This window comes from Microbacterium sp. NPDC058345 (genome assembly GCF_042723855.1).
GTDB lineage: Bacteria > Actinomycetota > Actinomycetes > Actinomycetales > Microbacteriaceae > Microbacterium.
This window is the reverse complement of record NZ_JBHXIG010000003.1, coordinates 400105-426270: the sequence shown is the minus strand read 5'-3', so window position 1 is coordinate 426270 and position 26166 is coordinate 400105. Positions and strand designations below refer to the sequence as shown.

Below are 26166 nucleotides of genomic sequence, written 5' to 3'. Positions count from 1 at the left end.
GTCGACGAGGGCATCGCACCGGGCGCGAGAGGCGACCGGGACGCGATCGGCGTCATCGTCGTCGAGGGCGCGGCAGCCGCGCTGCAGCTGGTGCCCTACCTGCGCGACGATGTGCCGCACCTGCCGGTCGCCTTCGAACGGGACGCCACCACGGTCGGGCCGCTCGTCATCCCCGGCGAAACCCCCTGCCTGTCGTGCCGCGACGCCCACGAGCGCACGCGCGATGCGGCGTGGCCGATGCTGCACGCGCAGCTGGTGGGCCGCGCCGCGGGGCCGATCGCCGCGACACGCGTCGCGGGCGCCGCCGAGCTGGTCGGCCGCATCCTCCGCACGCCGACGCCGTCCGCCGGACTGATGGTGCGCGTCAGCCCCGACGGGCGCCGCTCCTGGCATTCGGTGCGCCATCACGCAGAATGCCCGTGCCGCGAGACGTGGTCCCGATCTCCGCGAGAAAACGCGACGGCGACCGCTCACCCCGCCCTGCCGACCGCGACCATGACAGTGCCAGGGTTCGCGCGGCCCGCGTGATGCCGACGTACGCGAGCCGGCGCTCCTCGTCGATCTGCTCGAAGGACGTCGCGTACGAGATGGGCAGGAATCCCTCCGACCAGCCGGTGAGGAACACGTGCGGCCATTCGAGTCCCTTCGCCGCATGCAGAGTCGAGAGGGTCACCGTCTGCAGCTCGGGTTCGTGCTGATCCTTCGCTCGCGCCATCAGGTCATCGGCGAACTGACGCAGTGTCGTGCCCGCGGGCGCCTCCTCCGCCAGACGAAGGATCGCGCGGCGCGCCTCCCAGCCGTCGCGCTGGGCGCCTCCCGCCGCGGGCGGCTCGTCGGTCAGGCCGAGACTGCGCAGCACGTCCCGCACGTTCGGCAGGAATCCGGCATCCGAAGGTGCCACGGCTGCCCCTCGCAGGGCGAGCACGGCCTGCCGCACCTCGGGCATGTCGAAGAACCGCGTGCCGCCGAGCACGCTCGTCGGGATGCCGCGCTCGGCGAGCGCCTGCTGGAGCACGCCCGACTGGGCGTGAGCACGGTACAGCACGGCGATCTCGGCCGGAGACGCGCCGGACGAGATGCGGCGCGCGATCGCCGCGGCCACGCCGTCGGCCTCTTCGCGATCGCCGTCGTACCCGGTGACGGTCGGGGTCTCGGCGCCGAACCCGTCGCGCGCGGGCACCAGCTCGAGCGCGCCGGGCCGACCGTGCATGAGGGCGTTGGCCGCGGTGAGGATGGGCGCCTGCGAACGGTAGTTCGTCTCGAGCCGCACGACGGTGGCGTCGGTGTACCGGCGCTCGAACTCCAGCAGATAGCGCTGCTGCGCGCCCGCGAACGAGTAGATCGTCTGGCTCGCATCACCCACCACGCACACGTCGCGCCGGTCGCCGAGCCACAGCTCCAGCAGGCGGTTCTGCAGCGGCGAGACGTCCTGGAACTCGTCGACGGTGAAGTGCCGGTACTGCTCGTGCACCGAAGCCGCGACGCGGGGCTCGGCCTCGAGCATCCCTGCGCAGGCGAGAAGCACGTCCTCGAAGTCCAGCTGGCGGCGTTCGTCCTTGAGCGCCTCGTACGCCGCCTGCAGCTCGATGAGCGCCTCGGCGCTGATGCCGGTGATCGGCCGGTTCTGCTCGGCGTACTGGTCGATCGAGAGCATCGACACCTTGCGCCATTCGATCTCCGAGGCGATGTCCCGCAGGGTCGCGGTGCTCGGTCGCAGTCGCAGGCCGTCCGCCGCCTGACCGAGCAGGCGCACCTTGTTGTTGACGATCGTCGGCGCGGTGTCGCCGGTGAGGGTCGGCCAGAAGAAGTTCAGCTGCGCGAGGGCCGCGGAGTGGAAGGTGCGTGCGGACACGCCGCCGACCCCCAGCGCGCGCAGTCGTCCGCGCAGCTCCCCCGCGGCCTTCGCGGTGAAGGTGACCGCCATCACGCGCGAGGGCGTGTAGGCGCCGGTGTCGACACCGTGCGCGATGCGATGCGTGATGACGCGGGTCTTGCCGGTGCCGGCTCCGGCGAGCACCGCCACCGGTCCGCGCAGCACGGATGCCGCCTCGCGCTGTCGCTCGTCGAGGGCGTCCAGTGCACTCACCGCGAGGTACTCCGCTCGCCCCCGCCGGCGCCTGCGCGCTCCTCGTACCAGTCGCGGATCAGCCGTCGTGCGATGGAGGCTTCGCCGGGCAGACCCACCGGGCCGTCTCCGGCGAGCGCCGCGCCGATCTCGGCTCGGGTGAGCCAGCGCACGTCGATGATCTCCTCGCCGTCGGCCTCGGTGCGGTCATCGACCGCGACGGCGCGGAATCCGATCATCAGCGAGCGCGGATACGGCCAGGGCTGCGAGGAGACGTAGCGGACGCTGCGCAGCCGCACGCCGGCCTCTTCGAACAGCTCACGGTGGATGGTGTGCTCGAGGGATTCCCCTGCTTCGACGAAGCCCGCGAAGCAGGAGTACATCCTGCCGCGCCAGGTGGCGTTGGCGCCCAACAGCAGCCGCTCCCCATCCGCGCTCTCGACGGCGACGATCACGGCCGGGTCCGTGCGCGGGAAGTGCTCACGGGAGCATCCGGCGCACCATCTCGACCAGCCGGCCTGGCGCAGCTCCAGCTGCGCACCGCAGGAGGAGCAGAACCGCGACTCGGCGAGCCATCCGCCCAAGGCGATCGCCGTGACGAACAGCTCGAACTCGCTCGCGGCGAGGCGGTCTCCGGCGTCGCGCAGCCCGAACCAGCTCTCGTCGGGGGCGGCGTCGATGGTGTCCGGCTCCGCAGCGACGGACGCCAGCAGCAGCGGGGTGCCGTCGGCGTCACGCCCGAGCAGGGCCCAGTCCGCCGCATCCACCGCGTCGACCGGCACCCGCACGACGGCTCCCTGCCCCTCGGGATCGAGGCGCACCCGGCCCTCACGCACTGCGACGACCCGCGTGCGCGGATCGGCGCGCAGCCGGTCGATGACGTCGGCATCGCCGCGCAGCTCCGCCGTCCGATCGAGCAGCTCTCGCTCGTCGCTCATCCGGAACTCCCTGCTGTCGTGCGCGGCTGCGCCTTCGGCCGCGCAGCCGGCCGTCTGCCGGTGCGCGGGCGTGGCGTGGGCGTGCCGCCCCGGGTGCAGACCTACCCTGGAGAGCATGGCACGCTCTTCTTTCACTCTAGCGGCGGCGGTCACGGCCGCACTGCCCGGGGCGGAGGTGGTCGGCGCCCGCGCGCTCACCTCCGACGGAGACGGGCGGTTCGACTCGGCCGTCGCGACCCTCGCCGACGGCCGTGAGCTGGCGATCCGCGCTGCCGGCGACGACGCAGCGGCGCGTGAGCTCGCCGAGGAGTCGCTGGCGCTGCGCGCACTGACCGCGGGAGCACGCGAGATGCTGCCGTTCCAGGCCCCCACGTACGTCGGCGAGACGCAGGTCGGTACGGCCAGCGCACTGGTGACCGAGCTGCTGCCCGGCTTCCAGATCGACGCGGCGGACATCCCGGCGGGTCGCGGGGCCGCGATGTCGATCGGGGCGGCCACCGCGGCGCTGCACGCCCTGCCCGCGTCGGTCGTACGCTCGGCGGGGCTGACCGTGCGAGACGCCGCCGGCGTCCGCAAGGACATCGAGGATCTCGTCGACCGCGCTGCGGCGACCGGTCGCGTGCCCGCCCGCCTGACGGTGCGCTGGCGGGAGGCGGCAGGCGACGACGACCTGTGGCGGTTCGAGACCGCGGTGACACTGGGCGGCATGCAGGCGAGCTCGTTCCTCTTCGAGGACGACCCGGACGAGGGCCCGCAGGTCATCGGCGTGCTCGGCTGGCGCGGACTCTCGGTCGGGGACCCGGCCGAGGATCTCGGCTGGCTGTCCGGTGCGCCGGATGCGGCGAACGACGTGCATGCCGCATACGCCGAGACGTCCTCTCGCGCCACCGACGACGCCCTGCGCGTGCGCGCTCGCCTGCACGCCGAGCTCGAGTTCGCCCGCTGGCTGGTGCACGGCGCCGAGATGCGCCGTCCCGACATCGTCGACGACGCGGCGGCGCTCCTGGAGTCGCTCGCGGACGGCCTGCGCAGCGACGATCTGCGGGTCACGGCGGCGTACACCGGAGGGGTGGACTCCGCCCTGGACGTGCTCGACCGGGTGCCGGACACCGCGGCGACGGCGATCGACACGTCGATGCAGACCGACGCCTACCGCGCTTCCGACCTGTGGCCCGACGAGGACGACGTCCCGTCTGCCGGCCGGGACGGCGCCGACGCGCCCGCCGACGGTGCCGCTGACGACGACCGCGGCGCCACGGATGCCGTCGACGCGGCCGGAGGCCGCGACGACGGTGCCGCAGGCGTGTCCGGCGACGAGGAGCAGGAGACGCAGGACCTCACCGAGATCTCGGGTGTGCGCGGCTCATCGCCCGGATCGTCACGGCGAACGCCGGATCGACAGGCGGATGCCGACATCGCCCCGGAGGACGAAGCTCAGCGCGCGGCGCGCGCCGCCCTCCAGCGCTGGACGAGCTCCTCCTCCGAGTAGACCCGGTCGCCGCGGATCACCAGGTCGTCGGCCACGTAGTACAGCACGACGTCGATCTCTTCCAGCGGCACCCCGAAGCGACGGTGGTACGCCAGCCGGTAGAGCGCGAGCTGCAGCATCCGCTCGTCGCGCTCCGCCGCGGTGCGCGGTGCGCGACCGGTCTTCCAGTCCACGATCTCGATGCGTCCGTCGCGCCGATAGACCGCGTCGAGCTTGCAGATCACGATATGGCCCTCCTCGGGCCGGCCCGCGTCGCCCGACGACGCCCCGAGCGCGAAGTCGATCTCCATCTCGACGGCGATCGGCTTGAGGGCCGCCCACTCGCTGCGCTCGAAGCGCTCCTGCAGCTCGGCCAGATCGGCGGCATCCGCATCCGAGACGTCGCCGGAGTCGGGCATCTCGTCATCGGCCTCCCACAGTCCCTCGTCGATGCGGGTGCCGACACCGACCTGCTCGGATCGGCGCTCCACCCAGGCGTGGAACAGCGTGCCCAGCCGGGTCTGCCGATACGGCTTCTCGGGCATCGGGCGCACGATGCTGCCGATGGTGCCCTCGAAGTCGGTGACGTAGTCCTTGAACCGCGATGCCGGCACGCGGGTCGGTACGACGGCGTCCACCCCGCGCAGTCTGGCCTCCCGCTCCGCGAGCAGCCGGGCGAGCTGCGCACTCGGCTCGATGCGGTCGGCGTGGGCGAGCGCGCGACGCACGTCATCGGCCGCGGCGCTGACCACCGCGCGGCGCCCGCCGAGCGGATCGAGCGGCCACTGCGTCGTCATGCCGGTGCCCTCGTAGGGGTTCTCGTCGGGATCGACGGTGCCGATCGGATCGAGGCCCAGCACGTCGATCGCCTCGTTCAGGTAGGGACTCGGCGTGCGGGGGCTCTTCTGGCCCGCCCAGTGGGCGCCGGTGAGCAGCAGGTCGGTGCGGGCCCGGGTGACGGTGACATACGCGAGCCGGCGCTCCTCCTGCTGCTGGTACGCACGGTACGCGTCCTTGAATCGGCGCAGCGCCCCGCCCGACGGGAACGCCTTGGTGACGCCGGCGCACAGCGCGTCCTTCGCCGCCTTCTCACGCTTGACCGGATCGTGTCCGGCGGCGCCCATCGCCTCCTTCGGGTCCCACTCGAAGCGGGGCAGCGCATCGACGTCGCCGCGCAGGGCGAACGGCAGCATCCCGAAGCCGAACCAGCCCGAGGTGTCGCTCACCCGCGACGGCAGCTCGTCGTCGACGAGGCGCACGACGGCGACGGCATCCCATTCCAGCCCTTTCGAGCCGTGGATCGTGAGCAGCTGCACGACGCCGGGCTCGGGCGGCTCGGGACGCGGCATGAGCTCATCGGTGCTCTCGGCCTTGTCGAGCCACGCGATCAGGCTGCTGATCGTGCCGCGCTGGTCGGCCGACAGGAACGCCCGCACCTCGTCGGTGAACGCGCGCAGCTGAGTGGAGGCGACGCGAGCGGGGCCGCGCGTCTCGTTCGCCGCGAGCTCGATGTCCAGGCGCAGCTCGAGCTCGATGAGCCGGAGCAGTTCGGGGATCGGCTGCGTGGCGGCGCGGCGCAGCCGCTCGAGCATCTCGCCCGCCGCGCGCAGGCGCGCCCTGCCCTCCGGGCTGATCTGCGCGAGCAGGCGGTAGTCGTCGCGCAGACTGCGCACCACGTCGACGGCGTCGACGATGGAGACCGCTTCGTCGGCCCCCCGTGAGGCGCGGATGCGGGCGCGCAGCTCGTCGGGCAGCGGCAGCAGCGCGCTGTCGCGCCGGGAGAGCTCGGTCGCCAGGTCGTACAGCGCCGCCATGTCGGCCACGCCGACGCCGAAACGCGGCCCCACCAGGAGCCGGATGAGGGCGGATCCGGCGTTGGGGTCCTGGATCACCCGCAGGACGGAGACGACGTCGACGACCTCGGGCGTGGCGAGCAGGCCGCCGAGCCCGAGGATGCGGTGCGGGATGCCACGGGATGCGAGCGCCGCCGCGAAGGTCTGCATGTGCTTCTTGGAGCGGAACAGGATCGCGCCGGTGTGCGGCTCGCTTCGGCCGGAGGCGGCGTGCTCGGCCCGGCGCGCGGCGAACCAGTCGGCGACCTCACCCGCCTCGTCGTCCACGGTGAACGGGAAGCGCACGGCGACGCTGCCGTCACCCGCGCCGGGCCGCGGCTCGAGCGGGGGCACGTCGAGTCCGGGTCGCTGGAGCGGTGCGAGCACGCGGTTGGCGATGTCGAGGATGCGGCGGTCGTTGCGCCAGCTGGTCATCAGGCTGTACGTGCTCGCGGACTGCTCACGGGCGAACGAGCGCGAGAACGCGTACAGGTTGTCGGCACTGGCTCCGCGCCAGCCGTAGATCGACTGGTGCGGGTCGCCGACCGCCATGACGGCCGTGTCGCGGAAGAGCTCGGCGAGGAAGCGGGTCTGGATGACCGACGTGTCCTGGTACTCGTCCAGCAGCACGACGCGGTGCTGCTCGCGCAGCTCGGCGCGCACGTCGGAGGCGGAATCGATGATGTCGTACGCGCCGCTGACCTGGTCGGCGAAGTCGAGCACACCGCGGCGCTGCTTCTCTGCGATGTACTCCTTCACCAGCGCGGCGAGCGTGGGCACGGCGAGCAGGTTCGACGCCGCCTTCTCGATGTCGACGTTGCCGCGGTACGGCGCGAAGGCCTGCGCCTGCTCGACGGCGATCCGGGCGGCGAGATCCAGATCGGCCCGGTGGTCGAGTGCGTCTCCGGCCAGGCGCTGCACGGCGTCGACGACCGTGTTCACCGTGAAGTCGATGTCCTCGAGCGCGGGCAGGTCGGCCCGCAGCACGATCTCGCGCGCCAGCATCCAGGATCCCGCCTGGCTGAGCATCGCGACGTCCGAGTCCCGCCCGATGCGCGCGGCGTGCTCGCGCACGATGCCGTCGGCGAAGGCGTTGTACGTCGACACCCGCGGGCGGATCATGAGGTCCTCGGCGGTGCGCGGCGCCCCTGCGGTCCATCCGGTGCCGAATCGCACGGCGAGCTCGTCGAGCACGTGGGTGCGCACCAGTTCGCGCTGGCGGCCCGGCGCCGCCTCGTCGACGCGACGCAGCGCATCGGACGTGACGATGTCGGGCAGGTGGGCGAGCAGCCCGCGCCGGCCGTACTCGTCGATCACCGCGAGCCGCGCGGCGATGCGCTCCGCGAGCTCGCCCGCGGCCTTGCGCGTGAAGGTGAGCCCGAGGATCTCGTCGCGGCGCACCAGGTCGTTCGCGACCAGCCAGACGACCCGGCCCGACATGGTCTCGGTCTTGCCGCTGCCGGCCCCCGCGACCACCAGCGCGGGCGTCGGCGGCGCCTCGATGACGCGCTGCTGGGCGGCGGTGGGGCGAGGCAGCCCGAGGGCGGCCGCGACGTCGGTGGCGGAGATGCGGGGCGTCGTCGGCCAGGCGTCGGCGTAAGCCCCGGGCGGTGCGACGGCGCTGCCCGGGTGCAGCGCGGGGATCACGCGCTCACCGCCGGGATCGCGTGGATGCGGCAGGACTTCACTCGCCCCTGGGTGTCGGCGCAGTGCGTCTCGACCTGTGCGGTGAAGCTGCTCGCCGACATGCCCCTGGCAGCGTCGGCCACGCGGTGCAGGAACCGCGCACGGGTCTCGTCGTCGAGGGCCGGCTGGTGCGCGACCCGGTAGTCGCTCTTCGCCAGCGTCTTCGCGACCAGCACCAGCCGCGCTCCCCCGAGTGCGGCGGGATCGGCGCCCTCGATGAGGCCCTGTTCGACCGCGATCTGGTAGGCGGCGAGCTGGGCGTGCTCCGCCACCTTCGCGTCGCTCTCGGGGTCGTGCTTGCCCGTCTTCAGATCGACCACGACCACGCGCTCCCCCTCTCCGCTCATCGGCGTCCATTTCTGCCCGCGCGCCGGCGCGTGCTCTCCGGCACCGGGCGGGTAGGCCTCGACCCGATCGATGAACCCGTGGATCACCGCCCGCCGCGACGCCGCGGCATCCGGCGCCTCCGCGTCGAGCCGCAGCACCTCGGGCACCGCCTCCGAGGGACTCTCGGGCACCTCGACGGCGAAGCGGAACTCCACTTCGCCCGCCAGCATCCGGCCGCCGTCACGGCGCACGTCACCCAGATAACGGTGCAGGCGATCGATGAACTGGTCGGCCCGACGGCGCTCCTTGCGGCCGATCCACTCCGTGTCGAAATCCAGCTCCGGCCAGTGCTCGGCGAGCACCTCGCGCAGCCGCTCGAGCTCGCCGTCGGGATGCCGCTCCATCGCCTCGTGGATGATCGTTCCGATTCCGGCCGCGGGAGGCAGCACCGTGTCGCCGCCGAGGGCCGCCACCACCCAGCCGAGGCCGCACTCCTCGAAGGTCTCCATCTTCGACGGCGACACCCGCGCCGCGTCGATCGCGAGATCGCGCAGCGGGGTGTCGGTCGACGGCGCGGCCACCCCGTACCACTGCTCGGGTGCCGCGCCGGGCACACCCTCGCGTGCGAGCACGGCGAGCTGGCCGGCGGCATCCGCCCTGACCGCGGCCGCGTCGGCGGTCGTGAGGGTGCGCCGATGTCGTGCCACCAGCCCGCGAAGCGTAAGCGGATGCTCGGCGGACGGATGCTGCTCGGCGGGGTCGGTCCGGGGCAGGAAGGCGAAGAACGGGCTCGGCGTGAGGTCGTCGTCATCGACCGCGGTGACCAGCAGGCGGCGGCGCGCTCGCGAGATCGCGCGCACGAACAGCCGCAGCTCGTCGTGCAGCGCCGCCCGTCGGCGATCGAGCACACCGGGTGCAGGATGCTCGACGCCGGTGCGCTGCGCGGTGAGCGCGTCGGCGAGGCGCCAGGTGTGCAGCATCCCGCCGCGCAGGCGCACGTTCGGCCAGACGCCGTCCTGCACGCCGGCGACCACGACGGCGTCGAACTGGGTGCCCAGCGCGGTCGCCGGGGTCAGCAGGGTCACCCGGCCCGGGCGCTCGGGTGCCGACAGCGTGTCCTCGGGGACCTCGCTGCCCAGGATGTCGCGCACGAAGCGTTCGGGCTTCTCGTTCGGGGTGCGCTCGACGAACCGCTTCGCCGCATCGAACAGGGCGACCAGCGCATCGAGCGCCCTGGCGGTCTCGCCGCCGGTCGCCTGCAGCGCGATCTCGCGCCACACCGTCTGCAGCGGCCGTCCGTCGACCGCTCGCGCCGCATCCCACGCGCGCCACAGCAGGTCATGGATCGTCTCGCCGTCCTCGGCCGCCGTCGACATCTCGCGCAGGGTCTTCGCGAACCGGGCGGCGGCACGCGCCTCGGGGGCGTCGATCAGGGAGAGCGGGAACGGATCGGCCATCGCCCGCCGCAGCAGCTCGCGCGCCGGCGTCGCGCCGTCCGCGGCGAGCTCCTGGTGGCGCAGCCTGGCCCGCAGGCGACGCAGTCCGATCGCGTCCATGCCGCCGAACGGCGAGAGCAGCGCCTCCTCGAGCTGCTGCGGGGTGCGCTCGTCCACCGGCAGCAGCGAGAGGCTGACCAGCCCGACGAGGTCGCGCACGGCGCCCTCGTCGCCGAGCGGACGCTGCACCCCGGCCGCCCTGGTGGGGATCTCGCGCGCCGCCAGCTCGGCCTCGAGCATCGACACCTGCCGGGTGTCGTGTGCGATCACCGCCATGTCCTGCCAGGCGACGCCGTGCGTGAGGAACCAGTCGCGCAGCGTGCCGGCGATGCGGTCGAGCTCCTCGTACGGCGATGCCGCCAGGTACGCCGTCACCTCGCCATCCGCGTCTCCGACCCCCTGTTCGGCGGACTGCGGCGGACGCCGATGCTCGATGCGTCCTGCCGCACCGATCGACTGCGTGACGGTGCGGGTGAGCGCCGTGAGCGGCGCCACCTGGCGGTGCGGAGCGTCGAGCACCATCACGCGGCCGAGCTCTGCGGCCAGCTGCGAGAACAGCTCGGGACTCGCACCGCGGAAGGCGCCCGACGAGATGTCGGGGTCTCCGAACGCGAGAACCGACACTCCCCTGGCCCGCAGCGCGCGGACGATCTCGATTCCCCCGCGGGTGAGCTCCTGCGCGTCGTCGATGAGCACGACACGCAGGTCGGCGAGCGGGCCGAGGCCGGCGGCATCCGCCGTGCGCAGCACCGAGGTCGCCTCGGCGACGAGGTCGGCGGCATCGCGGTGCGCCGACCTCATGCCGTCGAGCACGCGACGGTACTCCTCGAGGAAGTCCGCGACCGCCATCCAGGCCTCGTCACCGGTGGCGCGCAGCGCCGCGGCATCCGCCCCCAGCTCGGTGCACTCGGCGAGGAACGCCCGCAGCTCCGACCGGAACGCCTTCGAGGCGCGTACGGGCGCGCCGAGCGCATCGGGCCAGTCGATGACACCGTCCTCGAGGTCGCCCGCGAGCAGCTCGGCGATGATCCGATCCTGATCCGCGCCGGTGAGAAGGGCGGGCGGATCGCCGCCCTCGCGCACCATCGCGCCGCGCACGAGCTGGAAGGCGAACGATCCGAGTGAGCGCGCGAGTGCGCCGGGGGTCGCCTCCCGCACGCGTACGCCGATCCGGTCGCGCAGCGCGGTGGCCGCCTGGCGGCTCGGGGTGAGCACCAGCAGCTCCTCCGGAGCGAGGCCGCCGCGATCGGGATCGAGCAGGTGCACGACACGCTCGACGAGCGCCTGCGTCTTGCCTGTGCCCGGCGCGCCGATGATGACGGCGGACGCCGTCGCGGCGGCATCCACCACGACGCGCTGGCCCTCGTCGATCACGGCATCCTCGGTCACGGAATCCACGCTAGCGGGGCGCGCCGACATCCCCGGCCGATCCCGGCCGCGCGCCCGGACGGCCCCTGTGCGCCCACGGCGAAATCAGCCGCGGGCGCCGATCCCGCGCCGACTCCAGCCGGTAGAGTTGCGATGTCCGACCACCTGGAGGAGAGCGCGTGGAAATCCGCATCGGCATCATCAACACCGGCCGTGAGCTGAACTTCGACACCTCGAGCAGCGCCGACGACGTGCGTGCGCAGATCACCGCCGCGCTCGACCAGAGCGCCAGCCACATCAGCTTCACCGATGCGAAGGGCAGTTCGTACATCGTCCCGACCGCGAACCTCGCGTACGTCGAACTCGGCACCGAGGAGTCGCGCCGGGTCGGCTTCGTCGCCTGACATGTACATCCTCCTCGCGCTGATCGCCGCGTGCGCGTTCGGCGTCGCCCTCCACTTTCTGCTGCCGCACCGCGAACTGCGCGGGGTGGCGGTGACCCCGGCGATCTCGACGGCCGCGGCCGCGGCGATCTACACGATCCTGCAGTGGACGGGCATCGGTGAGAGCAGCGTCTGGCTCTGGGTCGCGAGCATCGGCGGCGGGCTCGTGCTCGCCCTGCTCGTCACGCTGACGATCACGGCGCAGCGTCGTCACCACGACGCCACGGCGAAGCAGGCGCTCGGCATCTGAGCATCCCCTCTCCGATCACGCGGCGGGGGGATGCTACGAGGCGAGCCCCATCGCGTCCATGCGGCGGGCGTGCGCGCCCATCAACTCGGTGTACACCGGCTCGATGCGGGTGTCGTCGGCGGCGAGCCGCTCGGGGCGGAGGGCCCCGCGGCACACCAGCAGCGTGTCGCCGACCAGACGCCTGCCCCACATCGACAGCAGCGAGCGCCACTCCTCGTCGCTCTCGATCGTCGCCTGGATGATGGCGATGATCTCGTGCCTGGCATCGTCCTCGCGCAGGATGCCGGCGACGCGCTGCCCGGTCTCGCCGTAGCTCGACGCCAGGGCGAGGTAGAAGTCGTCGAGCATGCCGGCCGTGAGGTACACCGACAGCAGGGTCTCCTCCGGCCGCGCGCCGATCGTCTTGCGGCGGAACGCGTCGAGGTTCTCGCGGAACGGCAGCATGATCTGCGTGGGGTCGTCACCGCGCTCTGTGATGACCTCGACGATGCCCCGGTGCTTGGCCAGGGCCGCTCCCGCAGCTCGCGACAGCGCCTCCTTGCGATCGAGTTCGAGGGTGCCGCGGATGCCGCGGGTGAGCGTCTCGAAGTAGCCCAGCTGCAGGTACGCGGCCTGACCGAGGAAGCGGTTCAGCTCGGGGGCGAGCTCCGCGAAGTCGACCCGCTGCGCGTCGCCGACCTCACCTCGGCTGCGCAGCGAGAGGGTGCGACGCTGCGGCTTGCGCTTCCGGAACCAGTTGACCACCCGCCCAGATTACCCGCCCGGCCGGATCCCGCCGGGGAGCGCCCCTCCGGTAGGCTGGACCCACCCTGCCATCGGAGCAGGGCCCCGCGCCTGTGACAGCAGTGAGACGGCGTGGATCCGTTACGAGGCGCCGCTGGCGCGGCACGCAGTCGCGCAGCCGCCGGACAGGCAAGAACATACTGTGACTTCATTCGCTGATCTCGGAATCGATCAGGACATCCTCGACGCCCTCGCGTCCAAGGGGATCGTCGACGCGTTCCCCATCCAGGAGCAGACCATCCCGCTCGGCCTTCCCGGGCAGGACATCATCGGCCAGGCCAAGACCGGCACGGGCAAGACCTTCGGCTTCGGCATCCCGGTCGTGCAGCGCCTGGGGCAGAACCCGGAGCACGGTGTCAAGGCGCTCATCGTGGTGCCCACCCGTGAACTGGCCGTCCAGGTCTACGAGGACATCGACCTGCTCACCTCCAACCGCTCCACGAGCGTCGTGGCCATCTACGGCGGCAAGGCGTACGAGGGTCAGATCGACCAGCTGAAGGCCGGCGCGCAGATCGTCGTCGGCACGCCCGGCCGCCTCATCGACCTGGCCAACCAGCGTCTGCTCGACCTGTCGAACGCGACCGAGGTCGTGCTGGACGAGGCCGACAAGATGCTCGACCTCGGCTTCCTCGCCGACATCGAGAAGATCTTCTCGAAGGTGCCCGCCGTGCGCCACACGCAGCTGTTCTCGGCGACGATGCCCGGCCCGATCGTGGCACTCGCCCGCCGGTTCATGACGAACCCGATCCACATCCGCGCGAACGACCCCGACGAGGGCCTCACGCAGGCGAACATCAAGCACATCGTCTACCGCGCCCACTCCCTCGACAAGGACGAGGTCATCGCCCGCATCCTGCAGGCCGAGGGCCGGGGCAAGACCGTCATCTTCACCCGCACCAAGCGCGCCGCGCAGCGGCTGGTCGACGAGCTCGGCGACCGCGGCTTCAACGTCGGCGGCGTGCACGGCGACATGGGCCAGGAGCAGCGCGAGCGCTCGATGGCGGCGTTCAAGGCCGGCAAGCGCGACGTGCTGGTCGCCACCGACGTGGCCGCCCGCGGCATCGACGTCGACGACGTCACGCACGTGATCAACCACACCATCCCCGACGAGGAGAAGACGTACCTGCACCGTGCGGGCCGCACCGGGCGTGCGGGCAAGACCGGCATCGCGGTCACCTTCGTCGACTGGGAGGACCTGCACAAGTGGGCCCTCATCAACCGCGCGCTGGACTTCGGACAGCCGGAGCCTGTCGAGACGTATTCGTCGAGCCCGCACCTGTACGCCGAGCTGAACATCCCCGAGGGCACCAAGGGCCGTCTTGCGACGGCCCCCAAGTCCGAGAAGCCCGCCGGCGAGCGGCGCGGTCGCCAGCCGCAGAAGGCGGCGGATGCCGCGGCCGAGGGCACCTCGGAGGGCACGACCCGCCGTCGTCGCCGTCGCCGGCGCGCGGAGGACGCGGTCGGCTCGACCTTCGCCGAGGGCGCGGATGCCGCATCGGGCGCGTCGGCGGCAGCATCCGCACCGTCCGTCGATCGCGACGCGGAGGGCGCCGGCACGCACGACGGCGACGCCACGCATGAGCACCGCGACGGCAAGCCGGCGCCGCAGCGCCGTCGTCGTCGCCGCCGCAGCGGCGGGGCCGCTCCCACCGGCGCCTGACGCGGCTGCCGAGGGCAGCGGCTCAATCGTCGTCCGCACGACTGTCACACTTTTCAGCGACTGTCACGTCGAACGACGTGCCCTTCGCCGAAAAGTGTGACAGGTGCGGGGTCGCGTCGGCGGGAGCGGGATGCTCGGACGCCGGATGCCCGGATGCGGGATGCTCGGACCCCGGATGCTCGGATGCGGGATGCTCGGACGCGGGAGCCGCGGGCGGATACACCCAGGTCACGAGCACGACCGAGATGATCATCAGCAGGAACCACGACACGATCTTGCTGATCGAGACCGGCTCCCAGCCGGCGACCTGGTTCGGGTAGGCCCACGCGCCCGCCCAGGTGGCGATGTTCTCGGCGAGCCAGATGAACAGGGCTACCCCGGCGAAGACGGCGAGCAGAGGCAGGCGCAGGACGCGCCGCCGGATGCGGGCGTGCATCACCGTCGGCCACCACAACACGGCGACGGCGGCGAGCAGCACCCATCGCGCATCCCACCAGAAGTGGTGGGTGAAGAAGTTCGCGTAGATCGCCGCCGCGACGAGTGCGGTGAGCCACCGGCGCGGGTAGCGGCTGAAGCCGAGGTCGAACAACCGGTGCACCCGCACCATGTACGACCCGACGGCTGCGTACATGAACCCGCTGAACAGAGGCACGCCGGCGATGCGCAGCACGCCGTCGGCGGCATACGCCCACGATCCCATGTCGGTCTTGAAGAGCTCCATCACGGTGCCGGTCAGGTGGAAGAGCACGATCACCCGCAGCTCCCGCACGGTCTCGAGCCGCAGCGCGAGCATGACGACCTGGATCAGCACCGCCGCGATCGTCAGCAGGTCGTCGCGCGCGAGTGCGGCGTCGTCGGGGTAGAACAGCCGGGCCGAGACGATCACGAGCAGCAGGGCGGCGCCGAAGGCGCATGCCCATGCCTGTTTCAGCACGAAGACGGTGAACTCGATCAGGCCGGCTCTGACGCCGCTCTCGGATGCGTCGCGCAGCATCCGGTCGGCGATCGCGTCGATGCGCTGCTCGAGCCCCGTCCCCCGTTGCATGCTTCCGACGCTATCGACGTGCGGCGGCGTGTTCGCGGGGAGAAGGCTGACAGATCGCCCGGAACCGACGTTCCGCCCCGCGAGCGTCAGGGGTGGCGCGGTGCCGAGCCGGTGCCCCGCTCGATGATGCGCGCGAGCATCGCTTCCGTGGTGACGTTCTCGCCCGGGCGGTTGGGCTTTCCGGCGCCGTGGTAGTCGCTCGATCCGGTCACGATCAGGTCGTGACGCACGGCGAGGTCATGCAGCGCACGCTTTCCCGCCGCCGTGTTCTCGCGGTGATCGACCTCGAACCCCGCCAGCCCCTCGTCGATGAGCCGTTCGATGAACGGCACCGGCATCATCCGATCGCGGCCTGCGGTCGCGGGGTGCGCGATGATCGCCACTCCCCCGGCGCGGGTGATCAGCCGCACGGCCGTGACCGGGTCGGGTGCGTAGTGCGGCTCGTAGTATCCCTCGCGGGGATGCAGGATGCCGTCGAAGGCCTCGGTGCGGTCACGGACGATGCCGCGCGCGACCAGCGCGTCGGCGATGTGCGGCCTGCCGACCGTGGCGTCGAGGGTGGTCTGCTCCAGCACGTCCTGCCAGCTGACGTCGTAGTCGCGGGCGATGTTGCGCACGATGCGCTCCGCGCGTCCCACCCGGTCTCCGCGGATCCGCGCGGTCTCGGCGACGAGATCGGCGTCGGCCGGGTCGAAGAGGTAGCCGAGCACGTGCACGCTGCGCCACTCGTGCTTGGCCGAGAGCTCCATTCCGGGGATGAACGTCATGCCGAGCGCGACGGCCGCCTGCCCCGCCTCGTCCCACCCTGTGGTGCGGTCGTGATCGGTGAGGGCGGCGGTGCGGAGTCCGTACGCTCGCGCCTGCCGCATCACCTCGGCGGGCGCCTCGGTGCCGTCGGAGTGATCGGAATGCAGATGCAGATCGACCGGCCCCATGAAGGAGAAGGAGGCGCCGCTCGTCATCCTCTGAGCGTACCGCGGCAGGGAGACCGTCCAGACCGCGTCGCCCAGGGCCGTCACAGTCGTCTCCCCTAGGCTTCTCGGCGATGCTACGACTGGTCGGAATCCTCATCACGGTGCTGTTCGCCGTTGCCTGCGCCGTGCTCGTCTGGCCGCAGTTCTTCCAACTGGAGACGACGTTCCCGATCGCCCAGATGGTGGCCTCTCGTGCCCTGCTGCTGGCCGGATTCCTCGGCGTCGTGGTGCTGGCGCTGCTGCTTCTGCTGGCCAGACCGCTGCGCGGCTTCGCCGCATCCATCCTGATCGTCGCCCTCATCGGCGCGGCCGGCACCGTGCTGGTGGGCGCACTGCGCGGACCGGGCACCGGATCGCTGCCGGAGAAGACGGACACCGCGCTGCGCGTGCTCACCTGGAACACCCAGGGCGCCGCCGTCCCGGCGGAGCGGATCGCCGACGTGATCAGCGAGCAGCAGGCGGACATCGTCGCGCTGCCCGAGACCTCGGAGGAGGTCGGCGAGCAGATCGCGATCATGATGCGGGATGCAGGCACTCCGATGTGGGTGCATCACGTGAACATCCGCCCCGACGTGCCGAACGGACCGCAGGCGTGGCAGACCACCATCCTGATCTCTACAGAGCTCGGCGACTACTCGGTGATCGAGTCCTCACGCAACGGGTCGAGCAACACCGGCTCGGTGCCCAGCGCCGTGGCGATGCCCGTCGACGGCTCCGGCCCGACGATCGTGGCGGTGCACGCCGTCGCTCCGCGTCAGCAGGCGATGAGCCGCTGGCGGTCCGACCTGGCCTGGATCGGCGACCAGTGCCCGGCGGGTGACTTCATCCTGGCCGGCGATTTCAACGCCACCCTCGATCACATGGCGTCGTTCGGCGTCGACGGCGGCGACATGGGTCACTGCCGGGACGTCGCGAGTCGCACCGGCAACGGCATGGCGGGCACGTGGCCGGCCGGTGTCCCCGCACTCCTCGGTGCGCCGATCGACCACATCATGGCGAGCGAGAACTGGGTGCCGAGCGGCTCGGCCGTGCTCGAGGACGCGGGTGGCAGCGATCACCGTGCCCTGGTCGCCCAGCTGGAGCCCGCCGGCTCCTGATCCGTTGAGTGAGAGGATGGACGTATGAGCAGCGCAGAGCACGACACCGCCGTCGAGACCGCCGATGCCGCGACGGCGGAGGCGAAGACCACCAACCGCAAGCAGCCCTTCCCCCAGGGCTTCCTCGACACGATCTCCACCGGCTGGGCGGAGCGGCCGGAGTCGCTTCCCGCGCCGCGCGCGCAGGCGTCGTATGCGGCCGCGCGCCGCGCCGCGCTGTCGGCGATGTTCCCGGGCAAGCGTCTCGTCATACCCGCCGGTGGCTTCAAGCAGCGCAGCAACGACACCGACTACCCCTTCCGCCCGCACTCCGCGTTCGTTCACCTGACCGGCTGGGCGAACGAGTCCGAGCCGAACTCGGTGCTCGTCCTCGAGCCGACGAGCGCCGGCCACGACGCCACGCTGTACTTCCGCGAGCGCGCCGACCGCACCACGGCGGAGTTCTACTCGGATGCCACCATCGGCGAGTTCTGGATCGGCCCACGTCCCTCGCTCGGCGGGGTCGCCGCAGACCTGGATCTGACGACCGCGCACATCGACACGTTCGCTCCCGGCGACGATGACCTCGTCGTGGATGCGGACGGCGAGCTCACCCGCGCCGTCTCGGAGCTGCGGCTCGTCAAGGATGAATACGAGATCGCGGAGATGCGCAGGGCCGTTGCCGTGACGGCATCCGGGTTCGACGACGTCATCCGCGACCTCGACCGTGCCGTCGCGCACCCGCGCGGCGAGCGCGTGGTGGAGGGCGTGTTCCATCAGCGTGCCCGCAGTGACGGCAACTGGGAGGGGTACGACACCATCGCGGCATCCGGCCCGCACGCCTGCTACCTGCACTGGACCCGCAACGACGGCGCGGTGGTGCCCGGAGACCTGATCCTGATCGACGCCGGCGCCGAGGTCGACAGCCTGTACACGGCCGACATCACCCGCACCCTTCCGGTGAACGGCACCTTCTCCGATGTGCAGCGCCGGGTGTACGAGACTGTCCTCGAGGCCGCGGATGCCGCCTTCGCCGCCGCGAAGCCCGGTGTGCGCTTCCGCACCGTCCACGAGGCCGCGATGGACGTGATCGCCCGTCGCACCGCCGAATGGGGGCTGCTGCCCGTCACCGCCGACGAGGCGCTCGACGCCGACCAGGGCGGTCAGCACCGCCGCTACATGGTGCACGGCACGAGCCACCACCTGGGCATGGACGTGCACGACTGCGCGCAGGCGCGGCGGGAGATGTACTACGACGGCATCCTCGAGGCCGGCATGGTGTTCACCATCGAGCCCGGGCTGTACTTCCAGATCGACGATCTCACCGTGCCCGAGGAGCTGCGCGGCATCGGCGTGCGCATCGAGGACGACATCCTGATGACGGAGGACGGCCCGGTGAACCTGTCGTCCGACATCCCGCGCACGGTCGCCGAGGTCGAGGCGTGGATGGCCCGGCTGAAGGGCTGATGCACGACGGGCAGCTGGACGTCGACGACGCGCACGCGCAGCGGCTGATCGCACGCGAGTTCCCGCATCTGGCGGATGCCGCGCTGTCGCGGGTCCGCGGAGCGGGCACCGTGAACGCGGTCTTCCGGGTCGGTGAAGAGGTGTCGGCGCGCTTTCCGCTCGATCGGACGGATGCCGCCGTGCTGGAGAACGAGGCGAGCGCGCTGAGCGCGTTCGCCGCGGCGTCCACGGTCGCGGCGCCGCGTCCGGTCGGCGTCGGAACGGGCGACGCGGCGTACCCGTGGGCCTGGTCCCTGCAGACCTGGATACCCGGAGAGGTCGCCGACCCGTTCCGCTTCGCAGCATCCGCCGAGCTCGCCGACGATCTGGCCGAGCTGATTCGCGCCCTTCGCCGTGCGCAGGTCGGCGAGCGCGTGTTCGACGGTCGCGGGCGCGGCGGCGAGCTGAGCGACCACGACGACTGGATGGCGCACTGCCTGTCGCAGAGCACCGGCATCGTCGACACCGACCGGGTGGCTACGCTGTGGGGCCGGCTGCGCGCTGTGCCCTCTGCCGGTCCGCACGTGATGAGCCATCGGGATCTCACCCCGGCGAACCTGCTGGTGTCGGACGGCAGGCTGGCCGGAGTTCTCGACGGCGGAGGGTTCGGCCCCGCCGACCGCGCGCTCGACCTCGTCGCCGCGTGGCACCTGTTCGACGCGCCCGCGCGCGCTCGGCTGCGTGAGGCTGTGGGTGCGTCGGATGCCGAGTGGCACCGCGGTGCGGCATGGGCGCTGCAGCAGGCGATGGGTCTGGTCTGGTACTACGAGACCTCGAACCCGACGATGGCGCAGCTGGGGCGCAGCACCGTCTCGCGGCTGCTGGGCGATCAGGAGATCACGGGCTGAGGAACGCCCGCGTCGCGCAGAGCGGTGCGCACCGCATCGATGCCGGTGAAATGGTGCGTGAACATCCCGAGCTCGATCGCGCCCGTGAGCTTGGCCGCGGAGTCGTCGGTGAAGAAGGCCTCACGAGGCTCCACGGCGAGCGCCTCGAGAACATGTCGGAAAGCGCGCGGATCGGGCTTGGCGTAGCCGATCTCCGCGGAGTTGAACACGGCGTCGACGCGGGTGTCGATGCCGAGGCCGCGGAGTTCGGCGGGGATCGTGTCCGTGCCGTTGGTGAGGATGGCGGTGCGGATGCCGCAGGAGCGCAGATCGTCGCTGAGGGCGAGCATCTCCTCGTCCGGCGTCGACGGATGCCGGCCCCAGGCGTCCGCCGCCTGCGGGCTCCCGAGCTGCTCCCCCACGCTGCGCACCCAGTCGGCGCGACTGATCCGGCCCGTCGTCACGGCTTCGAGCCGCGGTGCGGCGAAGGCGGCGCCGTGGATACTGCCGGCCGGCAGCCCGTGATCAGCCTCGATCCGAGCGACGTGTGTCGGATCGAAGTGCCGCAGCACCCCGTCCAGATCGAAGACGACCGCGCGAATCATGGATCCATCATGTCAGGGACCGTTGAGCTGTCCAGCGTGCGGGTCGCGCTGCGGCCGATTCACTGCCGTCCCATGCTCGGCAATCAGGAACGCCCCGGCGAGAATCGCTGTGCCGATGATCGCCGCCGCTCCGACCAAGCCGCCGAAGACGGACTGCCGCATCTGCGCACCCTCGCAGAGGACGGTGTCGACGACATCCCCGCTGCAGACCGCATTCGTCTGCACCAGGCCGATCAACGCCATGAAACCGAGTGCAACAACGAGAGCACCCAAGATGAGCAGGCTGAGAGTCTTTCCTCGTCGCACGTATAGGCTCCGTTCGGCTTGCAGGCGTTGAGCGTTTCGCTCGTCTTGTTCGGTTTCTTGACGTTGTTGCTGTGGTCCGTGATGTATCGGTGAGTTCGCACGACCTGATACGTCTTCTTCGACGCCTGAGCGTACAGGACGGCCGCGGTGCACGAGTTGAGCTTCTCGTTCCGGACCTCGTAGGTCGAGATGACGCCTATTCCGAGGAGTTACGCCGTCGTAGCTCACTCACGATACGTTTTCGTTATGTGGTCGTTATCAGTTCGGTCCCCCGAGACGATCGAACGGCCATTCGAATGTCGGAGGCCCTCACCATACTGGGTGCATGGCCCTCTTCACCGAGATCGAGCACCAGGTCGCCGTCCTGCGCGATCTGCTCGGTGCGGATACCGGGGCCAACGACCTGGTGTCGAGCATGTCCGCGCTCGACGGGGATGCACTGCTCCAGGGGCTGCAGGCCGCGGCGACTCTCGCCCGCTGCGCCGAGCGGATCAGCATCGCCGGCGCGGGCGTCGCCGCAGAGCGTTCCACCCGCGAAGCCGGGCAGGACGGTCTCGCGCAATCGCGCGGTCATCGCAGTTCCGCGGCGATGATTCAAGACATCGCGGGCGTCGGGCGCGCCGAAGCGCAGCGGCAGGTGCGTCTCGGCACCTCGCTCATGGAGGGCTCGCTGCCCGTGGACGGCGCATCGAGTGCAGCGCAGGACGAGTCGCCGACGGCCACCGATGAATCAGCGACTTCCGATGCGGCCGCAGCGCCTCCGTCGTGGCATGCGCCGCTCTCCGCTGCACTGCTGCAGGGTCGGATCTCCGCCGCACAGCACGATGCGCTCCTGCGCGGCCTCGGCGCACCGCCCGACGAATCGTCTGAGACGCGCGAGGCGTGGAGCGCGGCCGCCGAACAGCTGATCGCTGAGGCAGCGGAACGCACCGTCGATGAGTTGCGCACGACGGCGCGTACTGTTCGTGACGGTCTGGATCCGCAGGGCGCGGAGCGCCGGTTCGCCGAGCGGTATGAGCGTCGCTCGTTCCGGATGTGGACCGATCAGGATGGCGTCGAGCACGGGCACTTCACCTTCGATGACGAGGGCGCAGCATGGATGCGCACGATCCGCGACTCGGCGCTGCGTCCGCGACGCGGGGGACCCCGGTTCATCGACGAGGCGGAGCGTGAACGCGCCGAGGAGTTGACCGCCGACACCCGCACCAACGATCAGCTCGGCTACGACCTGTTCATCGATGTGCTGCGTGCCGGGGCATTGGCCGACGCCGACTCCGTCTTCGGCACCCGGCAGGCGGGCGTGCGCGTGATCCAGATCGTCGACCAGGCCACCGGGAACCCGGTGTCCGGATACACCGAGGACTATGGGCGATCGCTTCCGCCTCAGTCGGTCGCGCAGCGCATGTGCGACACCGGGGCCGTCTCGGTCACCGTCGATTCCTGCGGAAACCCGCTCGATGTCGGCCGAGAGCACCGACTGTTCACCCCGAAGCAGCGCATCGCCCTGGCAGGCCGCGACGGCGGATGCCTCTGGAAGGGCTGTGACCGACCCTCTTCCTACTGCGAAGCACATCACATCGACGAGTGGCAAGCCGACAAAGGCCGCACCGATATCGACCGCGGCGTCCTGCTGTGCCGACATCATCACATGCAGCTCCACCACGGGGGCTGGCGAATAACACGCGTCGGCAAAGGCGACTTCGTGCTGCACCCGCCCGGTGATGAGCCGTCGATCCCGCTGCGGCGACGATTGGGGCTGACGCTCGCCATCTCAGCGATCGATCCACCGTTAAGACGGTTCCGTCCCGTCGCCTGACGTGTGTGCCTCAACGCGCTGCCGCCTACCGGTCAGCCGTTCGGACGAAGCATCCGCTCCACAGCGTCGGCGAGCCATGCGACAGGCTCTGTGCCGCTGAGTTCGATCGACGCGCCTGCACGCAGCAATGGTTCCACCTCCACGACGTGTCGCCGGATCAGATCCCGCTGCTCCGGCGTGCTCCCGTAAGGGTTGTCGGTGCGCGCACGTACCCGCTCGAGAAGGACCTCGACCGGCGCGCTCAGCAGCACGACCGCCGCGAACCGGTCATAAAAGCGCCCTTGGTTCTCGGCCGTACCCGAGACAACGAGGTCTCCTTCTGCAGACAGCAGCCGCGTCATCCTCTGTTCATCCCAGCGCCCGGTCGCCTCATCTGTCCACCCGTCGACGTCAGTGTCCACAGTGAGGACCCCGCGTTGAGCCAGCTCTCGCAGCAGTGTCGACTTGCCGGCGCCCGACATGCCGGTGATGAGGATCCGGGTCATGCGACCGCCCCTTCGAACACGATGCCTTGGGACCGCCGTTCGGCGACACGCTTCGAGATCTCCGCGACCTGCGCCGCGTCCAGCGCGCGGGTTTCGCCGAACTCCTGAGCCCACACGCGAGAGGCGGCGGACTGATCGACGAGAGTCCCGTCGAGGTCGAAGAGAGCGAGGGACATGCGCATCACCCTAGCGGCGCCGCACGAGCCGACCCGTTCTCTGTGCCAGACGACTCGCCAGAGGAGTCCCCGCGCGCCGACCGGCCTGACGGACAGCAGCCGCACCCGAAGATGTACAAGGCGGCTTCTCGGCGTACGCGCTTGCCCATAGGATGCCGCCGTGGCATCCCTTCTCGAGATCGACGGCACCCGCGTCTTCGTGGATCAGCGCGGACCCGACGACGGGCATCCGCTCCTGTTCATCCACGGCGGCCCCGGGAACTCCTGCTGGGACTTCATGGCGGCCGTGGGCGACCGCCTCGCCGAGCAGGGCGTCCGCGTCATCGGCGTCGACCAGCGCGGCGTGCTGAGGTCAGACCCCCTCCCCGCGCACCCGCCGCTGACGGTCGACCTGCTCATCGACGACTTCGAGCAGACCCGCGAGCAGCTCGGCATCGACCGCTGGACGATCATCGGGCACTCCTCCGGCGGCGCGTGCGCGCTCGACTACGCCCTGCGGCATCCGGAGCACATCAGCGGACTCGTCCTGGACTGCCCCGCACTCGACACCGACGCCACCGACCGGTACCGGCTCCCGCGGGCCGCGGCACTGCTCGAAGAGGAAGGGCTCATCGACGCCGCTGCAGCGTGCCGGCGGTTCGCGGCGCTGGAACGCCGCCTCACCGGAGACGACCGCACCTGGGAGTCGATGCAGCCGCTCGGCAGCCGATATCTGGACCTGTTCCTCTACGACACCGAGACTCGCGCGCGGTACGAGCGGCTGATGGACACCGCGCCGACGGAGCTCGACTGGTCCAAGGCGCTGTCGCACCTTCCGCTGCTGACGGAGATGTACCACGACCGGCGGCCTTCGCTGAGGTCGCTGACGGTGCCGTCGATGCTGATCCTCGGTGAGGCGGACATGGTCGCGCCGCCGACCGTCCTCGACGCATACCGCACCGCGACGGGTGGAGAGATCGTCGCGATCCCGGATGCCGGGCACTTCGCGTTCGTCGAGCAGCCGGAGGCGTACGTCGAAGAGATCGTGAGATTCCTCCGCGCCGAGTGACTCGTCGGGGAACCCCGTGGCCGCGCGGCGGGACGTCTGTGGCCTACGGGGTGCGTGAGGGTGAGCTGTCGTCGTCGCGGACAGCCGGCTCGAGCATCGCGGAGTTGGTGGTGGCACCGACCGCCGTGATGAACTCCCCCACGAGCGGCGCCAGCGACGCCCCCACCTCATCGGCCGGACGTCGGCGCCCCTTCACCTCGAACGAATGACCCCCGCCCTCGATCCACTCGATGCGGGCGTCCTGACACGTCGCCACCGCGTCTTCGAGCTGCGAGAGCGGCTGCACGAACGGGTCGTTCGTGCCCTCGATGAACAGCTGCGGCGGGCGCACAGCCGGAAGATGCTCGACCCGAGGCTTCTCCGGCTTGCCCGGCGGATGCAGCGGGTACCCGAGGTACACGAGACCGTCCACCTCGAGCCCCTCGGCGACCGCCATCGACGCCATCCGGCCGCCGTACGACTTGCCGCACGCCCAGACGCGAGCATCCGGCGCCTGCGACCGGACCCACGCCACCACCGCGTTCCAGGTGAGGACCGCGTGCGCCGCGGGTCCCGGCATCCGCCTGCCCGCTTCGACGTAAGGGAACTGGAACCGCAGGGTCGCGAATCCCTGCTCGCGCAGCGCTTCGGCGAAACCGAGCAGAAACGGATGCCGCATGCCGGCGCCCGCACCGTGGGCGATCACCACGACGTCGCTCACCGGCCCGTCGGGCAGTTCCCAGTCCGCCGAGACCGACACCTCCCCGGTGGGGAGGGTGACGGGCACCATCATGACTCACTCCGCAGGAACGGCAGGCGCACCCGCTCGCCGCGGCGGGCGCGCACGGTCGCGACGATGACGACCACCAGATGCACCAGGCACACCACGGCGTAGATCGTGATCGGCAGACCCTGCGGGAAGAAGCCGGATGCCGCGGCCGAAGGCTGTGAGAGCCGGATCAGCCCGAGCACGAGCTGCAGCACGAGAAGCCCGGTCGTGACGATGAGGAAGACCACGCCCCAGCGCCGCGCGGCCGCCGCATTGGCCTTCGCCAGAGGCCCCTGGCGGGAGAGCGAACCGTACGCGGCGACCATGGCGCCGCCCGCGGCGAGCGGACCCAGCAGCGGAATCGGCAGCAGCACGAGCAGCCCGAGCGCCCATGCGGAGACGCCGGTCGCCTCACGGGCCGTGCCGGTCATCGCCCGGCGGACTGCTCGCCGTCGGGGCGCTCACCGGCCGCCGGCGCCGCGTCCGAGCCCGGCACGCCGTCAGCATCCGGCGCCGCGTCCGCATCCGGCCGCCCGTCGGCATCGGCACCCGCGTCAGAATCGGCACCAGCGTCAGAATCGGCTCCTCCGGCCGCATCGACTCCGCCGGCCGCATCCGGGGTCGACGGAGGAACGGGGGCGGCGACCGCGCCGCCGCCACCCTGAGCGGCACCGGGCGTGATCCGCTCGCCGTACCGCGGCGGCTCGCTGAGATCGACGGTGGGTCGCGGCGCCGCGGCGCGCTCGGTTCCGAGCACCTGGCGCGCCTTGGCGAGCGAGCCGGACTGCACGCGCACCTCGTAGTGGTCCGCGGCCATCTGCGTGATGCTCGCGAAATCGCGGCGTCGGCGCACGATCGCATAGGTCACCAGGCTCATGATCATGCCCAGCGCGACGCCGACGAACACGAAACCGAGAAACAGCGACAGCGGGGCGTCGGGGGTGCCGAAGAGCATGACGGCCGAGAGGAGCAGGCCGATGAGCACGCCGTTGATCGCGCCGGAACGCGCGGCGGCCGCGTAGCCGAGCCGGCCCGTGACCCGCTCGATCGTGCGCACACCCTGACCGACGATCACGATGTTCCGCGCGGGCACCTCACCGGCGATCAGCTTCGAGACCGTCCGCTGCGCGGCTTCGTACTCACGGGACGACGCCACCGTCTCGCCCAGGTCTGCGCCGTTCGCCGGCCGGTTCAGCATGCTCATCCGACCATTCTTCCACGCCCTCCCCCGCATCGAC

23 protein-coding genes are annotated in these 26166 nt (G+C 71.3%); 9 read left to right on the top strand and 14 right to left on the bottom strand.

Features of this window, described 5'->3' with window-relative positions; all coding sequences use genetic code 11:
* Positions 1-364 precede the first annotated feature (364 nt).
* Together ACFWH5_RS13715 and nudC are read right to left on the bottom strand one after the other, a co-directional pair.
* The gene (locus tag ACFWH5_RS13715) at positions 365-2086 is read right to left on the bottom strand and encodes an ATP-dependent helicase (protein WP_378835456.1); all 1722 of its coding nucleotides are present in this window, start codon (positions 2084-2086) and stop codon (positions 365-367) included.
* Positions 2083-3120, bottom strand: coding sequence for an NAD(+) diphosphatase (nudC, locus tag ACFWH5_RS13710; RefSeq protein ID WP_378835453.1), 1038 nt, complete (start codon positions 3118-3120; stop codon positions 2083-2085). Before nudC ends, ACFWH5_RS13715 begins: the two co-directional genes overlap by 4 nt.
* Here nudC and ACFWH5_RS13705 point away from each other — a divergent pair.
* Positions 3119-4492, top strand: a complete 1374-nt coding sequence (locus ACFWH5_RS13705) for a phosphotransferase (RefSeq protein ID WP_378835451.1) — start codon at positions 3119-3121, stop codon at positions 4490-4492. The genes nudC and ACFWH5_RS13705 overlap by 2 nt on opposite strands.
* Here the strand turns inward: ACFWH5_RS13705 and ACFWH5_RS13700 are convergent.
* Positions 4438-7872 (bottom strand): UvrD-helicase domain-containing protein, encoded by a 3435-nt coding sequence (locus ACFWH5_RS13700; RefSeq protein ID WP_378835804.1) that lies wholly within the window; start codon positions 7870-7872, stop codon positions 4438-4440. The genes ACFWH5_RS13705 and ACFWH5_RS13700 overlap by 55 nt on opposite strands.
* A 74-nt stretch (positions 7873-7946) precedes the next feature.
* A complete protein-coding gene (locus ACFWH5_RS13695) occupies positions 7947-11201 on the bottom strand; it encodes an ATP-dependent helicase (protein WP_378835449.1) in 3255 nt (1084 codons plus the stop codon).
* A gap of 158 nt (positions 11202-11359) precedes the next feature.
* On the opposite strand from ACFWH5_RS13695, the gene ACFWH5_RS13690 reads away from it, so the two are divergent.
* Both ACFWH5_RS13690 and ACFWH5_RS13685 read left to right on the top strand, forming a co-directional pair.
* A complete protein-coding gene (locus tag ACFWH5_RS13690) occupies positions 11360-11584 on the top strand; it encodes a DUF3107 domain-containing protein (protein WP_378835447.1) in 225 nt (74 codons plus the stop codon).
* Between the two features lies 1 nt (position 11585).
* Positions 11586-11873 (top strand): hypothetical protein, encoded by a 288-nt coding sequence (locus ACFWH5_RS13685; protein WP_378835445.1) that lies wholly within the window; start codon positions 11586-11588, stop codon positions 11871-11873.
* Positions 11874-11906: 33 nt separating this feature from the next.
* Here the strand turns inward: ACFWH5_RS13685 and ACFWH5_RS13680 are convergent, their stop codons facing one another.
* Positions 11907-12617, bottom strand: coding sequence for a ferritin-like fold-containing protein (locus ACFWH5_RS13680; RefSeq protein ID WP_378835442.1), 711 nt, complete (start codon positions 12615-12617; stop codon positions 11907-11909).
* Between the two features lie 181 nt (positions 12618-12798).
* On the opposite strand from ACFWH5_RS13680, the gene ACFWH5_RS13675 reads away from it, so the two are divergent.
* Positions 12799-14316 (top strand): DEAD/DEAH box helicase, encoded by a 1518-nt coding sequence (locus tag ACFWH5_RS13675; RefSeq protein ID WP_378835440.1) that lies wholly within the window; start codon positions 12799-12801, stop codon positions 14314-14316.
* A gap of 22 nt (positions 14317-14338) precedes the next feature.
* Here the strand turns inward: ACFWH5_RS13675 and ACFWH5_RS13670 are convergent, their stop codons facing one another.
* Positions 14339-15361 carry a DUF817 domain-containing protein gene (locus tag ACFWH5_RS13670; RefSeq protein WP_378835437.1) on the bottom strand — a complete coding sequence of 341 codons (1023 nt, stop codon included), beginning with the start codon at positions 15359-15361 and terminating at the stop codon, positions 14339-14341.
* A gap of 86 nt (positions 15362-15447) precedes the next feature.
* Positions 15448-16323, bottom strand: coding sequence for a PHP domain-containing protein (locus ACFWH5_RS13665; RefSeq protein WP_378835435.1), 876 nt, complete (start codon positions 16321-16323; stop codon positions 15448-15450).
* Positions 16324-16406: 83 nt separating this feature from the next.
* On the opposite strand from ACFWH5_RS13665, the gene ACFWH5_RS13660 reads away from it, so the two are divergent.
* From ACFWH5_RS13660 to ACFWH5_RS13650, 3 genes are read left to right on the top strand one after another with little or no spacing between them, the layout of a single operon-like run.
* Entirely contained in the window at positions 16407-17432 is a 1026-nt protein-coding gene (locus ACFWH5_RS13660; RefSeq protein WP_378835432.1) for an endonuclease/exonuclease/phosphatase family protein, read from the top strand.
* Positions 17433-17456: 24 nt separating this feature from the next.
* Positions 17457-18878, top strand: coding sequence for an aminopeptidase P family protein (locus tag ACFWH5_RS13655; protein ID WP_378835429.1), 1422 nt, complete (start codon positions 17457-17459; stop codon positions 18876-18878).
* Positions 18878-19765 carry an aminoglycoside phosphotransferase family protein gene (locus ACFWH5_RS13650; RefSeq protein WP_378835427.1) on the top strand — a complete coding sequence of 296 codons (888 nt, stop codon included), beginning with the start codon at positions 18878-18880 and terminating at the stop codon, positions 19763-19765. Before ACFWH5_RS13655 ends, ACFWH5_RS13650 begins: the two co-directional genes overlap by 1 nt.
* Here ACFWH5_RS13650 and ACFWH5_RS13645 read toward each other — a convergent pair.
* Together ACFWH5_RS13645 and ACFWH5_RS13640 are read right to left on the bottom strand one after the other, a co-directional pair.
* A complete protein-coding gene (locus ACFWH5_RS13645) occupies positions 19747-20349 on the bottom strand; it encodes an HAD family hydrolase (protein ID WP_378835424.1) in 603 nt (200 codons plus the stop codon). The two genes, ACFWH5_RS13650 and ACFWH5_RS13645, sit on opposite strands and share 19 nt — an antisense overlap.
* 12 nt (positions 20350-20361) lie before the next feature.
* Positions 20362-20592 carry a hypothetical protein gene (locus ACFWH5_RS13640; RefSeq protein ID WP_378835422.1) on the bottom strand — a complete coding sequence of 77 codons (231 nt, stop codon included), beginning with the start codon at positions 20590-20592 and terminating at the stop codon, positions 20362-20364.
* Between the two features lie 388 nt (positions 20593-20980).
* Here ACFWH5_RS13640 and ACFWH5_RS13635 point away from each other — a divergent pair, with 388 nt between their 5' ends.
* Positions 20981-22471 (top strand): DUF222 domain-containing protein, encoded by a 1491-nt coding sequence (locus tag ACFWH5_RS13635; protein ID WP_378835420.1) that lies wholly within the window; start codon positions 20981-20983, stop codon positions 22469-22471.
* A 32-nt stretch (positions 22472-22503) separates the two neighbouring features.
* Here ACFWH5_RS13635 and ACFWH5_RS13630 read toward each other — a convergent pair whose 3' ends face one another.
* Positions 22504-22956 carry an AAA family ATPase gene (locus ACFWH5_RS13630; RefSeq protein WP_378835417.1) on the bottom strand — a complete coding sequence of 151 codons (453 nt, stop codon included), beginning with the start codon at positions 22954-22956 and terminating at the stop codon, positions 22504-22506.
* On the bottom strand, positions 22953-23132 hold the full coding sequence (locus ACFWH5_RS13625) for a hypothetical protein (RefSeq protein WP_378835414.1): 180 nt from the start codon (positions 23130-23132) through the stop codon (positions 22953-22955). The genes ACFWH5_RS13630 and ACFWH5_RS13625 overlap by 4 nt, the downstream gene beginning before the upstream one ends.
* A gap of 160 nt (positions 23133-23292) precedes the next feature.
* Between ACFWH5_RS13625 and ACFWH5_RS13620 the strand changes: the two genes are divergently transcribed.
* Complete coding sequence (locus ACFWH5_RS13620; protein WP_378835412.1) at positions 23293-24180, top strand: alpha/beta fold hydrolase; 888 nt, start codon at positions 23293-23295, stop codon at positions 24178-24180.
* A gap of 43 nt (positions 24181-24223) precedes the next feature.
* On the opposite strand, the gene ACFWH5_RS13615 is transcribed toward ACFWH5_RS13620, so the two are convergent.
* The 3 genes from ACFWH5_RS13615 to ACFWH5_RS13605 are packed head-to-tail and all read right to left on the bottom strand — an operon-like array spanning position 24224 to position 26132.
* On the bottom strand, positions 24224-24949 hold the full coding sequence (locus tag ACFWH5_RS13615) for an alpha/beta family hydrolase (RefSeq protein WP_378835801.1): 726 nt from the start codon (positions 24947-24949) through the stop codon (positions 24224-24226).
* The gene (locus ACFWH5_RS13610; protein ID WP_378835410.1) at positions 24949-25359 is read right to left on the bottom strand and encodes a DUF4870 domain-containing protein; all 411 of its coding nucleotides are present in this window, start codon (positions 25357-25359) and stop codon (positions 24949-24951) included. The genes ACFWH5_RS13615 and ACFWH5_RS13610 overlap by 1 nt, the downstream gene beginning before the upstream one ends.
* Positions 25356-26132 carry a general stress protein gene (locus ACFWH5_RS13605; RefSeq protein WP_378835408.1) on the bottom strand — a complete coding sequence of 259 codons (777 nt, stop codon included), beginning with the start codon at positions 26130-26132 and terminating at the stop codon, positions 25356-25358. The genes ACFWH5_RS13610 and ACFWH5_RS13605 overlap by 4 nt, the downstream gene beginning before the upstream one ends.
* Between the last annotated feature and the right edge of the window lie 34 nt (positions 26133-26166).

Excerpts from the sequence above, each read along its gene's own strand:
- nudC (WP_378835453.1), bottom strand. The coding sequence starts at position 3,120 with ATGCTCTCCAGGGTAGGTCTGCACCCGGGGCGGCACGCCCACGCCACG.
- ACFWH5_RS13630 (WP_378835417.1), bottom strand. The coding sequence starts at position 22,956 with ATGACCCGGATCCTCATCACCGGCATGTCGGGCGCCGGCAAGTCGACA.
- ACFWH5_RS13660 (WP_378835432.1), top strand. The coding sequence starts at position 16,407 with ATGCTACGACTGGTCGGAATCCTCATCACGGTGCTGTTCGCCGTTGCC.
- ACFWH5_RS13670 (WP_378835437.1), bottom strand. The coding sequence starts at position 15,361 with ATGCAACGGGGGACGGGGCTCGAGCAGCGCATCGACGCGATCGCCGAC.
- ACFWH5_RS13635 (WP_378835420.1), top strand. The coding sequence starts at position 20,981 with ATGGCCCTCTTCACCGAGATCGAGCACCAGGTCGCCGTCCTGCGCGAT.
- ACFWH5_RS13640 (WP_378835422.1), bottom strand. The coding sequence starts at position 20,592 with ATGGCGTTGATCGGCCTGGTGCAGACGAATGCGGTCTGCAGCGGGGAT.
- ACFWH5_RS13705 (WP_378835451.1), top strand. The coding sequence starts at position 3,119 with ATGGCACGCTCTTCTTTCACTCTAGCGGCGGCGGTCACGGCCGCACTG.
- ACFWH5_RS13625 (WP_378835414.1), bottom strand. The coding sequence starts at position 23,132 with ATGTCCCTCGCTCTCTTCGACCTCGACGGGACTCTCGTCGATCAGTCC.
- ACFWH5_RS13685 (WP_378835445.1), top strand. The coding sequence starts at position 11,586 with ATGTACATCCTCCTCGCGCTGATCGCCGCGTGCGCGTTCGGCGTCGCC.
- ACFWH5_RS13615 (WP_378835801.1), bottom strand. The coding sequence starts at position 24,949 with ATGGTGCCCGTCACCCTCCCCACCGGGGAGGTGTCGGTCTCGGCGGAC.
- ACFWH5_RS13655 (WP_378835429.1), top strand. The coding sequence starts at position 17,457 with ATGAGCAGCGCAGAGCACGACACCGCCGTCGAGACCGCCGATGCCGCG.
- ACFWH5_RS13605 (WP_378835408.1), bottom strand. The coding sequence starts at position 26,132 with ATGAGCATGCTGAACCGGCCGGCGAACGGCGCAGACCTGGGCGAGACG.
- ACFWH5_RS13650 (WP_378835427.1), top strand. The coding sequence starts at position 18,878 with ATGCACGACGGGCAGCTGGACGTCGACGACGCGCACGCGCAGCGGCTG.
- ACFWH5_RS13645 (WP_378835424.1), bottom strand. The coding sequence starts at position 20,349 with ATGATTCGCGCGGTCGTCTTCGATCTGGACGGGGTGCTGCGGCACTTC.
- ACFWH5_RS13665 (WP_378835435.1), bottom strand. The coding sequence starts at position 16,323 with ATGACGAGCGGCGCCTCCTTCTCCTTCATGGGGCCGGTCGATCTGCAT.
- ACFWH5_RS13610 (WP_378835410.1), bottom strand. The coding sequence starts at position 25,359 with ATGACCGGCACGGCCCGTGAGGCGACCGGCGTCTCCGCATGGGCGCTC.